This window comes from Variovorax glucosi (assembly GCF_051216695.1).
In the GTDB taxonomy this organism is placed as follows: domain Bacteria; phylum Pseudomonadota; class Gammaproteobacteria; order Burkholderiales; family Burkholderiaceae_C; genus Variovorax.
Genome location: NZ_JBPJZE010000001.1, coordinates 998,823 through 1,011,825, shown reverse-complemented (window position 1 = coordinate 1,011,825; position 13,003 = coordinate 998,823). Strand labels below are relative to the sequence as shown.

The 13,003-nt window shown below is 65.6% G+C and carries 9 protein-coding genes and 1 pseudogene; 2 read left to right on the top strand and 8 right to left on the bottom strand.

Annotated features, from left to right (window positions below; translation table 11 throughout):
* Positions 1 to 15 precede the first annotated feature (15 nt).
* A complete protein-coding gene (locus ACSFA3_RS04825) occupies positions 16 to 2,871 on the bottom strand; it encodes a nitrate reductase (protein ID WP_435504957.1) in 2,856 nt (951 codons plus the stop codon).
* 38 nt (positions 2,872 to 2,909) lie between these two features.
* Positions 2,910 to 4,151, bottom strand: a pseudogene (locus ACSFA3_RS04820) (NAD(P)/FAD-dependent oxidoreductase); the annotation flags it as partial.
* A 262-nt stretch (positions 4,152 to 4,413) separates the two neighbouring features.
* Here ACSFA3_RS04820 and ACSFA3_RS04815 point away from each other — a divergent pair.
* Positions 4,414 to 5,853: a sugar porter family MFS transporter gene (locus ACSFA3_RS04815; RefSeq protein WP_435504249.1), complete on the top strand. Its 1,440-nt coding sequence runs from the start codon at positions 4,414 to 4,416 to the stop codon at positions 5,851 to 5,853.
* 18 nt (positions 5,854 to 5,871) lie between these two features.
* On the opposite strand, the gene ACSFA3_RS04810 is transcribed toward ACSFA3_RS04815, so the two are convergent.
* The 4 genes from ACSFA3_RS04810 to ACSFA3_RS04795 all read right to left on the bottom strand — a co-directional run bounded on the left by ACSFA3_RS04810 (position 5,872) and on the right by ACSFA3_RS04795 (position 10,399).
* Positions 5,872 to 6,678 carry an ABC transporter ATP-binding protein gene (locus ACSFA3_RS04810; RefSeq protein WP_435504248.1) on the bottom strand — a complete coding sequence of 269 codons (807 nt, stop codon included), beginning with the start codon at positions 6,676 to 6,678 and terminating at the stop codon, positions 5,872 to 5,874.
* Complete coding sequence (ntrB, locus tag ACSFA3_RS04805; protein ID WP_435504247.1) at positions 6,675 to 7,586, bottom strand: nitrate ABC transporter permease; 912 nt, start codon at positions 7,584 to 7,586, stop codon at positions 6,675 to 6,677. The genes ACSFA3_RS04810 and ntrB overlap by 4 nt, the downstream gene beginning before the upstream one ends.
* Before the next feature lie 10 nt (positions 7,587 to 7,596).
* Positions 7,597 to 8,844, bottom strand: coding sequence for a CmpA/NrtA family ABC transporter substrate-binding protein (locus ACSFA3_RS04800; protein WP_435504246.1), 1,248 nt, complete (start codon positions 8,842 to 8,844; stop codon positions 7,597 to 7,599).
* 259 nt (positions 8,845 to 9,103) lie between these two features.
* Complete coding sequence (locus tag ACSFA3_RS04795; RefSeq protein WP_435504245.1) at positions 9,104 to 10,399, bottom strand: nitrate- and nitrite sensing domain-containing protein; 1,296 nt, start codon at positions 10,397 to 10,399, stop codon at positions 9,104 to 9,106.
* A gap of 59 nt (positions 10,400 to 10,458) precedes the next feature.
* Here ACSFA3_RS04795 and tsaD point away from each other — a divergent pair, with 59 nt between their 5' ends.
* A complete protein-coding gene (tsaD, locus tag ACSFA3_RS04790) occupies positions 10,459 to 11,544 on the top strand; it encodes a tRNA (adenosine(37)-N6)-threonylcarbamoyltransferase complex transferase subunit TsaD (protein WP_435504244.1) in 1,086 nt (361 codons plus the stop codon).
* A 6-nt stretch (positions 11,545 to 11,550) separates the two neighbouring features.
* Here the strand turns inward: tsaD and ACSFA3_RS04785 are convergent, their stop codons facing one another.
* Together ACSFA3_RS04785 and ACSFA3_RS04780 are read right to left on the bottom strand one after the other, a co-directional pair.
* A complete protein-coding gene (locus tag ACSFA3_RS04785) occupies positions 11,551 to 12,177 on the bottom strand; it encodes a phospholipase D family nuclease (RefSeq protein WP_435504243.1) in 627 nt (208 codons plus the stop codon).
* A gap of 64 nt (positions 12,178 to 12,241) precedes the next feature.
* Positions 12,242 to 12,949, bottom strand: a complete 708-nt coding sequence (locus ACSFA3_RS04780) for an alpha/beta fold hydrolase (protein ID WP_435504242.1) — start codon at positions 12,947 to 12,949, stop codon at positions 12,242 to 12,244.
* Positions 12,950 to 13,003: the final 54 nt, after the last annotated feature.

Here is a 13,003-nt window from a genome sequence, read left to right as displayed (position 1 = left end):
GGTCCGGAGATTGTCCTATGCCGCGGCAGTCGCAGTGGCCTCAACGGCCGCAGCGGGCACGATGGCGATGCTGCGAACGCGGCGCTTGAGTTCGGGAATGCAGGAGCCGCAGTTGGTACCGCACTTCAGCGCTTCCTGCAGACAGGAGAGACGCCCGGCGTCGTCGCCGGCGGTTTGCCTCAGCAGATCGTCGATCGCGGTTTCGGTCACGCCGAAGCAGCTGCAGACCAGTTTGCCGCGCGCGGCGACCCCGGCCGGCGCGGTCGCACCCGGTCGCAACAGTTGACGGCCGAACGATTGCGCGGGCAGGCGGTCGAGCAGCAGCGCCTTGATCCAGGCTTCGGCCCGTGTGTCGCCGGCCAGCAGGAAGCCTTCGAGCCGCGCCTCGTCGCTGTCGGGTGCCGGTCGGACCAGTCGCATCCGGCGCTGCTGACCTTTCCGCTCGTCCGAATAGCGCAGAACGTCCGCCGTCGCCAGGCCCATCAGTGCCTCGATGCGCACCAGCAGTTCTGCCGGCGGCGCTTCGTGGCCGGCAGCGCGAAAAAGGATGCCGGTCGGGTCCGGCACGCCCGCCTGGAGCGGCGCGCCGCTGCCGAAAGGCACGCAGCTCGCGAAGTGGAATTCGGTCATCAGCGCGCGCAAGGCCTGCTGCACCGACAACACGCGGTCCGCAGGCAACCAGGCCGCCGTCACCAGCGACCAGGGCAGCGCGGCCCTGGAAATGCGGACGGCCGCGTGCTTGAGTTCGGGCTGTTTCGAATCGGGGCAGTAGGCGGACGTCGTGACCGCGTTGATGCCGGCGATGCGACTGCCGTCGGCGGAGCGGCCGCTCAACGCTTCCTCGCCCCAGTGCATCGCGATGTAGCTCTGGCGCATGCCGATGTCCGTGCTGCCCTGTGCGGGCAGAACCACCGCGCCGCGCCGCGACGCCACCTCGACCAGTTCGCCTTCGCCGATCTGGCAGCGTGCCATGTCCTGCGGATTCATCTGCACCACTGGTTCAGGCGCGTGGCCGAACAGCCGGCCCAGCGTGCCGGTGCGGCTCATGCCGTGCCACTGGTCGCGCAGCCGCCCGCTGTTGAGGGAGAACGGAAAGCGTGCGTCCCGCGCTTCGGCCACCGGCTTGAACGGCGCGTCGAAGAAACGGGCACGGCCATCGGCTGTCGGGAAGATGCCGTCTTCGTAGAGCCGCACGCGGCCGGTCGTCGCGCCTTCGGGCAGAGGCCATTGCTGCGGACCTTGCGCGTCGAGCATCGACCAGCTCAGCCCGGTGATGTCCAGGTCGCGACCGCGCGTGGTCTCCCGATGCTCTTTCCAGATGGCTTCGGCGCCGGCTTCGCTGTCGAGCGCATAGGGAAAAAGCGAGGTGGCCTCGCGCGCGGCCATCCGCGCTTCGAGGCGCTGCGCGAAATCGGTCACGGCCGACCAGTCGTGACGCGTTTCGCCGGGCGCCGCGACAGCCGGCCGGACGCGCGAGATCCGGCGTTCGCTGTTGGTCACCGTGCCGACCTTCTCGCCCCACGTCGTCGCCGGCAGCAACAGGTCGGCGTAGTTGCAGGTCGCGGTCGTCGCGAAGGCTTCCTGCACGACGACGAATTCGCAGCGTTCCAGGGCGCGCCGCACGGTTGCCTGATCGGGCATCGACTGGGCCGGATTGGTGCACGAAATCCACAGCGCCTTGATTTCGCCGTCGGCCGCTGCCTGGAACATGTCGACCGCCGTCTTGCCCGGTTGCGACGGCACGCTGTCGACACCCCAGAGCGCCGCCACTTCGGCGCGGTGCACCGGATTCGCCAGATCGCGATGCGCGCTCAGCAGGTTCGCCATGCCGCCGACTTCGCGCCCGCCCATCGCATTCGGCTGGCCGGTCAGCGAGAACGGCCCGGCGCCGGGACGACCGATCTGCGCCGTCGCCAGATGCAGGTTGATGAGTGTCGCGTTCTTGGCGGTGCCCGAGCTCGACTGGTTCAGGCCCTGGCAATACAGGCTCAGCGTCGCGGGTGAGGTCGCGAAGAGCCGCGCGGCTTCGATCAGCGCGGCCTCGTCGATGCCGCAGATCTGCGCGACACGGTCGGGCGTGCAGTCGCGCACGGTCGCCTCGAGCGCGTCGAAGCCGCTGGTGTGGGCGGCGATGTAGTCGGGCCTGGTCCATCCTTCCCGCAGCATCAGGTGCAGCAGGCCGTGGAACAGCATCACGTCGGTGCCCGGCTGGATCGGCAGGTGCAGGTCGGCGATCTCGCAGGTGTCGGTGCGGCGCGGGTCGACGACGACGGTCTTCATCGACGGATTCGCGCGCTTCGCGTCCTCGATGCGCCGGAACAGGATCGGATGCGCCCAGGCGGTGTTGCTGCCGACGATGAACAGGCAGTCGGCATCGTTGAAGTCGTCGTAGCAGGCCGGCGGCGCATCGGCGCCCAGCGTCTTCTTGTAGCCGGCGACCGCGCTGCTCATGCACAGGCGCGAATTGGTGTCGACGTTGTTGGTGCCGATCAGGCCCTTGGCCAGCTTGTTGAAGACGTAGTAGTCCTCCGTCAGCAGCTGGCCGGAGATGTAGAAGCCGACGGCGTCCGGGCCGTGGTCGGCGATGACCTGCGCGAACTTGTCGGCGGCGGTGTCGAGTGCGTGGCTCCAGCCGACAGGCTGCGGTGCGGTATCGCGTTGCAGTCGCTGCATCGGTTGCAGCAGGCGTGTCTGCAGCGTGACTTCGGCCGTCGCGGTGAGATGCAGCGTCGAGCCCTTGGTGCAGAGGCGTCCGAAGTTCGCCGGATGGTCCGGATCGCCCCGCACGCCGGTGATCTGCGCGCCGTCGGATTCGATGACGACGCCGCAGCCGACGCCGCAGTAGGGGCAGGTTGATCTGGTTTCCAGCATGTGCATCTTTTTCTTCTTCTTGTTCTTCAGCATGCGGTGGCGTCGCCGAACATCAGCGTCTCGCGGATGTCTCTCACGCTGCGGCCTTCGCGCAGCAACTGGTAATACCAGCTGCCGTCGACGGTGTCGCCGAAAAGGCAGGCACCGATCAGCTTGTCGTCCTTGATCACCAGTTTCTTGTAGACGCCGCCGAAAGGGTCGTTGAGCACGATTTCTTCCGTGCCTTCGCCGCCTGTGAAATTTCCTGCGCTGAAGAGGTCGATGCCGGTCACCTTGAGCTTTGTCGACGTCAGCGAGCCGAGGTAGCGGCCGTAGCCCATCTCCGCCAGGTGGTTGGCGGCGACCTTCGCCTGCTCGAACAGCGGCGCCACCAGGCCGTAGGCGATGCCGCGGTGCGCCGCGCATTCGCCGACCGCGTAGATGCGGGCGTCGGTCACGGTCTGAAGCGTGTCGTTGACGACGATGCCCCGGTTGCAGTGCAGGCGCATCGATTCGGCCAGCTTCACGTTCGGGCGGATGCCGACCGCCATCACGACCAGGTCGGCCGCTTCCTCGGAGCCATCCTTGAAGCGGATCGCCTTCACGCGGCCGGCCTTGCCGTCGTCCGCGTCGCCGACGAGTTCCTGCGTGTGGGCGCCCAGCCGGAAGTTGAGGCCGCGCGCTTCGAGTGATCGGCGCAGCAGGCCGCCGGCCGTTTCGTCGAGCTGGCGGTCCATCAGCCAGGCATTGACGTGCACGACGGTCACTGTCATGCCGCGCAGCATCAGACCGTTCGCTGCTTCCAGGCCGAGCAGGCCGCCGCCGATCACGACTGCATGCCTGTGCGTCCTGGCGGTGTCGATCATGTTCTGCGTGTCGGCGATGTCCCGGTAGGCGATCACGCCTTCGAGATTCTTGCCCGGAACGGGAATCATGAAAGGATCGGAGCCGGTGCACAACAGCAGGCGGTCGTAGGGCGTCTCGATGACGCCGCCTTTGCCGTTGCCATCCTCGGCGCGCACGAGCCGCCTGACGCGGTCGACCTCGAACACCTTGCATCCCGCGTGCACGGTGATCCCGTTCTCTTCGTACCAGGACCACGGGTTCAGCACGATTTCGTCGATCGTCTGCTCGCCGGCCAGCACCGGCGACAGCATGATCCGGTTGTAGTTGGGATGCGGCTCGGCGCCGAATACGGTGATCTCGTAGAGATCGGGGTCGATCTTGATCAGCTCCTCGAGCGTGCGCACGCCGGCCATGCCGTTGCCGACCAGCACCAGTTTCAGCTTCTTCGCACGCATGTCCATCGCCGTTCTCCGCTATCCATCGCTTTGAGTGGTGCCCTGGAAAAACAAAAAGGCGTCCGCATGGTGGGGCCCGGCGTGAGCCGGGCTGTCATGCGGACGCCTTTGTCCTGAGAATTCCCTGCGACATCCTTACCGCCGGGAATCTTGCGAGGTTGGCATGCAAGCGCCATGCCAGCAGGGACGCTTTGCATTGGTGCGCGTTCAATCGTGTCCTGCGGGCACAATCGCGCCCTTTGGCCGCAGCGAGGAGCGCATCTTGAGTATTTCCACACAGGCGCCGGGTGCGACCGATCCGTCGCCAACGCCTGCGCCGCATGCGAACGCGCGCGTGATCCTGATCGCCGCCGTCGCCGCGCTCGGCGGGTTTCTCTTCGGGGCCGACACGGCGGTGATCAACGGCGCGGTGAACGCGATCCGACTGAGCTTCGGCCTGAACGCCGCCTTCACCGGCTTCGCCGTCTCTTGCGCCTTGCTCGGCTCCGCCGTCGGCGCCTGGTATGCCGGCCGTATCGCCGACCGCTGGGGCCGCGTGCGCACCATGCAGGTGGCTGCGGTGCTGCTGGCATTGAGCGCACTCGGTTCGGGGATGGTGTTCGGCGTCTGGGACCTGATCCTGTGGAGGCTGGTCGGCGGCATCGGCGTCGGGATGGCTTCGGTGATCGCGCCGGCCTACATCGCGGAAGTGTCTCCGGCGCATGTTCGCGGCCGGCTGGGTTCGCTGCAGCAACTGGCGATCGTGCTCGGCATCTTCTGCGCGCTGGCGACCGATGCCTTGCTCGCCCATCTCGCCGGCAGTGCATCGGCCGAGCTTTGGCTAGGCCTCGCGGCATGGCGCTGGATGTTCATCGTGATGGTGCTGCCGGCGGTGATCTGGTGCGTGCTCGTCACGAGGGTGCCCGAATCGCCGCGTTATCTGGTGGCCAAGGGCGACAAGGCGATGGCGGCCGGCGTGCTGTCGCAGCTGCTCGGCATCGACGGCCGCACCGCAATGCGCAAGGTGCGCAACATCCAGCAGAGCCTGCAGGCCGAATACCGTCCGCGCCTGGCCGATCTGCGCGGCCCGGCGATGGGGCTGCTGCCGGTGGTGTGGATCGGCATCCTGCTGTCGGTGTTCCAGCAGTTCGTCGGCATCAACGTGATCTTCTATTACTCGTCGACGCTCTGGCATTCGGTCGGCTTCAGCGAGGCCGATGCCTTCAGGATCACCGTCGCGACGTCGGTGGTTAACGTCGTCATCACGCTGGTGGCGATGGCGCTCGTCGACCGCATCGGCCGGAAGCCGCTGCTGGTGGTCGGTTCGGCCGGCATGGCGCTGACGCTGGGTGTGATGGCCTGGTGTTTCGCGCAGGCAACGGGCAGCGGCGCGGAAATCAGCCTGCCAGCGCCCTGGGGACCCGTGGCGCTGGTCGCCGCCAACCTTTATGTCGTTTTCTTCGGCGTCAGCTGGGGACCGGTGGTCTGGGTGCTGCTCGGCGAGATGTTCCCGAACCGCATCCGTGCCATCGCGCTCGCCGTCGCCGCAGCGGCGCAGTGGCTGGCGAACTTCGCGATCACCAGCAGCTTCCCGAAGCTGGCCGAGCTCGGCCTGACCTTCGCTTACGGGCTCTATGCGTTCTTCGCGGTGCTGTCGCTGGTCTTCGTGCTCGCGGCGGTGCGCGAGACGAAGGGCGTGGAGCTGGAAGACATGAAGGACTGATGCTGAACCGATGAGCTCTCAGGCAGCCTTCTCGACGTGCCCCTGACGCGTGTACAGGAAGTCGATCACCGCCTTGCGGTAGTGAACGTAGTCGCGGTCTTCGGCCAGCTCGACCCGGTTGCGCGGCCGCTTCAGCTCGACGCTCAGCACTTCGCCGATGGTCGCCGATGGCCCATTGGTCATCATCACGATCTTGTCCGAGAGCAGCACTGCCTCGTCGACATCGTGCGTCACCATCACGACGGTGCTCTGCGTCTTCTGCACGATGGCGAGCAGTTCGTCCTGCAGCCGTGCGCGGGTCAGCGCGTCGAGTGCGCCGAAGGGCTCGTCCATCAGCAGGACCTTCGGCTCCATCGCCAGCGCCCGGGCGATGCCCACGCGCTGCTTCATTCCGCCGGAAATCTCGCCGGGCCGCTTCTGCGTGGCAGGCGTCAGGCCGACCAGCGCCAGCGCCGCGTCGGTGCGTGCGCGCAATTGCGCCTTCGACTCGCTCGGGCCAAACACGCGTTCGACGCCGAGGTAGATGTTCTCGAAGCAGGTCAGCCAGGGCAGCAGCGAATGGTTCTGGAACACGACCGCGCGCTCCGGTCCCGGGCCGCCGATTTCGCGGTTGCCGCAGAGCAGCGTGCCGTGCGTCGGCATCGTCAGGCCGGCGATCAGATTGAGCAGCGTCGACTTGCCGCAGCCGGAATGGCCGATCAGCGCCACGAACTCGCCCTTGGCTACCGTCAGATTGATGTCGCGCAACGCCTGGAAGCTGCCCTTGGCCGTCTTGAAGGTCTGCTCGACGTCCTGGATGTCGATGAATTTCTTGTCGTCGTTCATGATTTCACCTCTTCGAACGTGAATGCGGTTGCGATCTTGATGAGTGCGAATTCGAGGATCAGGCCCACCACGCCGATGACGAAGATCGCGATGATGATGTTGGCGACGTTCAGGTTGTTCCATTCGTCCCACACCCAGAAGCCGATGCCGACGCCGCCGGTCAGCATTTCGGCCGCGACGATCACCAGCCAGGCTGTGCCGACGGCCAGGCGCACGCCGGTCAGCATGTACGGCAGCACGGCCGGGAACAGGATCTTCGTGATGATCTTCCACTCGCTCAGGTTCAGCACCTTGGCTACGTTCATGTAGTCGCTCGGTACGCGCTGCACGCCGACGGCCGTGTTGATCACCATCGGCCAGATCGAGCAGATGAAGATGGTCCAGATGGCTGCCGGGTTGGCGCCCTTGAACACCAGCAGCCCGATCGGCAGCCAGGCCAGCGGCGAAACCGGGCGCAGCAGGCTGATCAGCGGATTGAACATGCGCGCCAGGAATTCGAAGCGCCCGATGGCGAAGCCGGCCGGAATGCCGACGATCGCGGCCAGTCCGAAGCCGAAAGCCACGCGCTGGAGCGACGACAGGATGTTCCAGCCCACGCCCTGGTCGTTCGGTCCCTTGCTGTAGAACGGATCGCTGAAGACGACCATTGCCTGCTTGAAGGTGGTCATCGGCGTCGGAAACCCGTTGGTGCTGCTCACCGCGATCAGTTCCCAGATCACGAGCAGCACGCCGAAGCCGACCAGCGGCGGCAGGACGCGCATCCAGAAGGCGCGGATGTCGAATGCCTTGCGTGGCGTGGCGGCGACCGTCACCTTGGGCGGCAGGGTCACGGTGCTGGCAGCGACGCCGGCCGTGGTGGACAGAGGCGCGGAGGCCTCCAGCGGGGAGTGAAAAACAGCGCTGACCATGGTGTTCTCCTTAAACCTTGACCTTGAAGGAATCCGCGTACTTCGCAGGCTCCTTGCCATCCCAGACCACGCCGTCCATCAGCTTGCTGGTGCGCATCGGCGATGCCGGCACCGGCGTCTTGCTGGCCGTGGCGGCCTGCTTGTAGATATCGATGCGGTTGATGTCGGTGGCGACCTTGAGGTAGTCGGGATGCGCCTTCAGCAAGCCCCAGCGCTTGTGCTGCGTCAGGAACCACATGCCGTCCGACAGGTACGGGAAGTTCACCGCGCCGTCGTTGTAGAACTTCATGTAGTTCGGGTCGTCCCAGTTCTTGCCCATGCCGTTGGTGTAGCGGCCCAGGATGCGCTGGTTGATGGCGTCGACGCTGGTGTTGACGTAGCTCTTGTCGGCGATGGTTTCGGCCATCTTGTTCTTGTTCTGCAGGCCGGTGTCGATCCACTTGCCGGCTTCAAGGATGGCGGCGGTCACTGCGCGGGCCGTGTTCGGGTACTTCTTGGCGAAGTCGGCGGTCGTGCCCAGCACCTTTTCGGGATGGTCTTTCCAGATGTCCTGGGTGGTGATCGCGGTCACGCCGATGTTGTCCATGATCGCGCGCTGGTTCCACGGCTCGCCGACGCAGAAGCCGTCCATGTTGCCGATGCGCATGTTGGCGACCATCTGCGGCGGCGGAACGACGATGTTCTTCACGTCCTTGAACGGGTCGATGCCGGCCGAAGCGAGCCAGTAATAGAGCCACATCGCGTGGGTGCCGGTCGGAAACGTCTGGGCGAAGGTGTATTCGCCCTTTTCCTTGGCTATGTACTTGGCCAGCGAGGGTGCGTCGACCACGCCCTTTTCCGCCAGCTTCTTCGACAGCGTGATCGCCTGGCCGTTGTTGTTCAGCGTCATGAGCACCGCCATGTCCTTCTTGGTGCTGCCGACGCCCAGATGCACGCCGTAGATCAGGCCGTACAGCACATGCGCCATGTCGAGGTCGCCGTTTACCAGCTTGTCGCGCACGCCGGCCCAGCTCGACTCCTTGCTCAGCGCGAACTTCACGCCGTACTTCTTGTCGATGCCCAGCACCGAAGCCATCACGATGCTGGCGCAGTCGGTCAGCGGAATGAAGCCGATCTTGACCTCTTCCTTTTCAGGCTTGTCGGAGCCTTGGGCATAGACCGCGGCGCGCAGCGCCGGGTCGATGGCGAGGGCGCCGATGGCTGCGGCTTGCAGCACCGTTCGGCGGCTGAGATTGGGTTTCGGTAGCAAATCGGACATGAGGCGGACTCCGGAAGAAGAAACGTGAAAAACAAAAAAGGCGTCCGCATCGCGCCGGGCTGTTCGAAAACGAGCCCTTGCGGATGCGGACGCCTTTGTCCGTTGCGGCTGGCGCCACCCGCCTTTGGATGCTGCCTGCCTGATGACCTTCGTCGGTCCATGCGCTGAACGATGCAAACGGCGTGCCAGCTTTTCGTCCTGCTTTTGTCGCCCCTTTCCGCACGTTCGTTGTGCGCCGCACCAAAGCGGTTCGCCGCGATCAGCTGCGCTCGTGAATGGGAAGGTAGTCCGCCATCGCCAGCACCGATTCGGCCACGTCGACCAGGCGCCGGTTCTGGTTCATCGCGGTCTGGCGCAGCATCTTGTGTGCATCTTCTTCGCTCAGCTTCCGGTGCGCCATCAGCAGACCCTTGGCGCGCTCGACTAGCTTTCGTTCGTTGAGCGCGCCGCGGACGGTGTCGAGCTCGTCGCTCATCGCCTGGAGGCGGCGCGATTGGTCCTGCACCAGCTCGAGGATGGCCCGCTCAAGCTGACGGCCGTACAGCGCGGTGTTGGACGCCGGCCGGGTCGGCGCCGCTTCGGACGATACGGAAGGCGCGGAGTCGAAGAAGGCGGCGGCCGAAGGCGAGGAGGGTGATCGGGTCGCGATCTGGGTCAGCAATTCGGTGTGCGCCGCCATCTCGACGCGCACGCTTGCCGTCTTTTCACTGCACAGCTGGCGCAAATCGGCTGCGAGGCGCGTTTCGACCGTCTGCATGGCATCGATCCGGCGCGTGCAGCAGTCGAACCAGAGCGCGCTGAGTTCGGGGTCGAGCGCCACGCCGGCCGGCGCGGCGCAGGCGATGCGGCGCATCCGCTCCAGCTCCGCCGTGTGGGCGGGCGGCAGGTTGGCCAGCCATTGCGCCTCGAGTGCCGGGCCGGAGAATTCGGAGAACACCTGGAAACAACGCTCCTGCGATTCGATCAGGTGCAGCCACTGCTCCTGACGCGCGCTGTCGTTGCGCCCCGAAGTGAAGGCGGCTGCACCGCAAGCCCGCTCCTGGCCGGCGAATTCCTTGCCCTGCATGAAATTGAACATCGCCACCAGCAAGCGCGAAATCTCGGGGTCGGTGGCACCATCGGCGGCTTCGAACACCACCGCGAGCAACCCGGCAATCAGCTTCACGAAGGCCGTGGTGGAATCGGCGACCGTGACATTCAGCGTACCGATGCGTCGTCGAAGATCGGGCAGGGCGTCCAGTCCCGGAATGACCCAGGCGATGCGGCTGAACAGGCGCGTTCCGTTGCCCAGGCGACCGGGATCGGTCTCCAGCCGGTCGAAGCATTCGCGTACCCGCTCCTCGAGCTGGAGCGACTCGGCGATCTGCGCTCCCAGTTCGGCGACGAAGCGCTTTCCGCCTGATGCCAGGACCACGTTGGAGATCCCGCGTTCCCGCTGGAGACCGTGCACCAGACGGCCGATCGCACCCACGAGTTCGCTGGTGCGCCCGAGTTGATCGAGTTCGTCTATTTCGCTTCGCAGTGCGGCGACAAGAAAGCTCAGTCCGGATTTCATCGTGAAGGACTTCCAGCAACATCCGTGCCCCATTCGGGGGCGGCACCTACACTCGGCGAATGCTGGTCCTCGGAATCGAATCATCTTGCGACGAAACGGGCGTGGCCCTCGTCGAAACATCGCAAAGCCCCGGCGTTCTCCCGGCGCTGCTGTCCCACGCGCTGCACAGTCAGATCGTCATGCACCAGGCCTACGGCGGCGTGGTGCCGGAGCTGGCCAGTCGCGACCACATCCGCCGCGTGCTGCCGCTGACGCAGCAGGTCTTCGACGAGGCCGGCAGATCGCTTGCCGATGTCGACGTCGTGGCCTACACGCGCGGCCCCGGCCTGGCAGGGGCATTGCTGGTGGGCGCCGGGGTGGCATGTGCCCTGGGCGCTGCGCTCGACAAGCCTGTGCTTGGCGTGCATCACCTGGAGGGGCATCTGCTGTCGCCGTTCCTCAGCGTCGATGCTCCGGAATTTCCGTTCGTCGCGCTGCTGGTGTCCGGCGGACACACGCAGCTGATGCGTGTCGACGGCGTCGGCCGCTACGAAATCCTCGGCGAAACCATCGACGACGCAGCCGGCGAGGCGTTCGACAAGTCGGCCAAGCTGATGGGCCTGCCGTATCCCGGCGGCCCTTGGCTGGCGAAGCTGGCGGAAGCGGGCGATCCGGCGGCGTTCAAGTTGCCACGACCGTTGCTGCACAGCGGCAATCTGGACTTTTCGTTTGCCGGCCTGAAGACCGCCGTGCTCACGCAGGCCCGGAAGCTGGGCGACGATCTGGAAGCGCGAAAGGCGGATCTCGCAGCATCGACGCAGGCGGCGATCGTCGAAGTGCTGCTGAAGAAGTCGCTCGCCGCGTTGCAGGAGACCGGGCTCAGGCGCCTCGTCGTCGCGGGCGGGGTCGGCGCGAACCGCAAGCTTCGCGAGCAACTCGATGCTGCCTGCGCGGCGCGCGGCGTGCGGGTCCACTATCCCGAACTGCATCTGTGCACCGACAACGGCGCGATGATCGCGATGGCCGCGGCGATGCGGCTGCAGTCGGGCATCCAGTCGGCGACCGATGTCTATGCGTTCGACGTCAAGCCGCGCTGGCCGCTGGACACGATCGTGACTGCCTCGTCCGATTCGGCCAAATCGTCCAATTCGGCCGTCCCAGTCTGAAACCGGTCATTCCTGTCGTTCGGACCTTCCGGCCGGAAAGTCGTCGTCGTCGAAAGTCATGCCCGGCCGGTAGCGTACGGATTCCTTTGCCAGCCGGTCGAATTCCGCTGCATACGGCGCGACTATCGCGGGCCATCGACGGAACAGGTTGAAGTTCTCGGCATTCTTCTGGGCGCCGGCCCGTGTGAAGTTCATCGACCCGAGCCCGATCGTGTCGGCATCGACGATCAGGAACTTGTGGTGCATCACCGGATAGCGCGCATTGATCCAAAGTGGGACGCCGTGGTTGTGAAAGTAGGTCGCGCTGGAATATTTCTGCGTGACTTGCGACCGGTCGAGCACCACGCGAACGTCGATGCCGCGCGCATGCGCCTGGTCCAGCGCCTTGGCGATCGTGGCTGAAGTGAAGTAATAGCCGGCGAGCCAGACGCGGCTGCGGGCACTGGAGATGAGCGCGGCGATCGCCTTGTCGGTGTCGGCGCCGGGGGAAAAGAAGACTTCGGCGCTGGCTTTTGTGGAGGCTGCCGGCAGCGCAACCACCGTGCCTGCGTCGGCATTCGATGTTGCTGTCAATCCGGTTGCGAGTGCGCCGGCCAGTGCGGCGACGGAGGCGAGGGTGCTGAAAGAGATCACGTTGCTTCGGTGCGCCCTGGGGCGTGGCTTTGGGGCGCGTATTGTCGGCCCCGACCTGCAACTTTCAGGAGCCGTGTTCGAGCGCCGGCGTTTCGGCCGCGAGAACGGGCAACGGCAGTACGTGCAACATGTCGCGCCACAACTGAGACCATTGCGGCCAGTCGTGGCCGCCTTCGGTCGTGAAGACATGGCCTTCTGGCAGGGCGTCGGCAAGCAGGCGGTGATTGGGCGCGAAGCGATCGGCGAGTCCGTAGCCCAGGTAAAGCGGCGGCATTTCTGCCGCAGTTTCCGGCGTGACATAGCGCTGCAGGAACGGCCAGAGCTCGCGGTCGATTTCCTGGTCGGGCGGTGGGCCTTCGGGTTTCTGCCAGACGCGCAAGCCGCCGGCCTTCTGGATTTCCGCACCCAGCGGTCGGCGCCCGAGGTATGGCGCCAGCACCACGATGCCCTCGACCAACCCCGGCTGCAGCAATTCGTGTGTCAGGGCTCCGAAGCCACCGATCGAGATGCCGACCAGCCAGATCGATTTGTAACCCTGGTGACGGGCGGGAGCGAGTACGCCTTCGCTCAGACGCCGGACAAAAGTCTGGTCGTAGTAATAAGAGACGTTGGCATCGACCAGCATCACATCCGTCGCGTACCGATGACTGCGCACTGCGCTGACGAAGCCCTGATGCTCGAACTCCTCCGGCTGCAGGAACGCACCGGGCAGGAACACCAGCAAAGTGTCGGAGCGCGTGCCGGCGACGGCGGAATGCAGATGTGTTTCCAAGGCGGAGCCCCTTTTGTCGGGGCGCGCTGCCAGGAGCTGTCAGCAAGACCGCGA

What these genes read in the sequence shown, in the direction of transcription:
- ntrB (WP_435504247.1), bottom strand. Translation starts at nt 7,586, where the DNA reads ATGGTCAGCGCTGTTTTTCACTCCCCGCTGGAGGCCTCCGCGCCTCTG.
- ACSFA3_RS04800 (WP_435504246.1), bottom strand. Translation starts at nt 8,844, where the DNA reads ATGTCCGATTTGCTACCGAAACCCAATCTCAGCCGCCGAACGGTGCTG.
- ACSFA3_RS04810 (WP_435504248.1), bottom strand. Translation starts at nt 6,678, where the DNA reads ATGAACGACGACAAGAAATTCATCGACATCCAGGACGTCGAGCAGACC.
- tsaD (WP_435504244.1), top strand. Translation starts at nt 10,459, where the DNA reads ATGCTGGTCCTCGGAATCGAATCATCTTGCGACGAAACGGGCGTGGCC.
- ACSFA3_RS04825 (WP_435504957.1), bottom strand. Translation starts at nt 2,871, where the DNA reads ATGCTGGAAACCAGATCAACCTGCCCCTACTGCGGCGTCGGCTGCGGC.
- ACSFA3_RS04795 (WP_435504245.1), bottom strand. Translation starts at nt 10,399, where the DNA reads ATGAAATCCGGACTGAGCTTTCTTGTCGCCGCACTGCGAAGCGAAATA.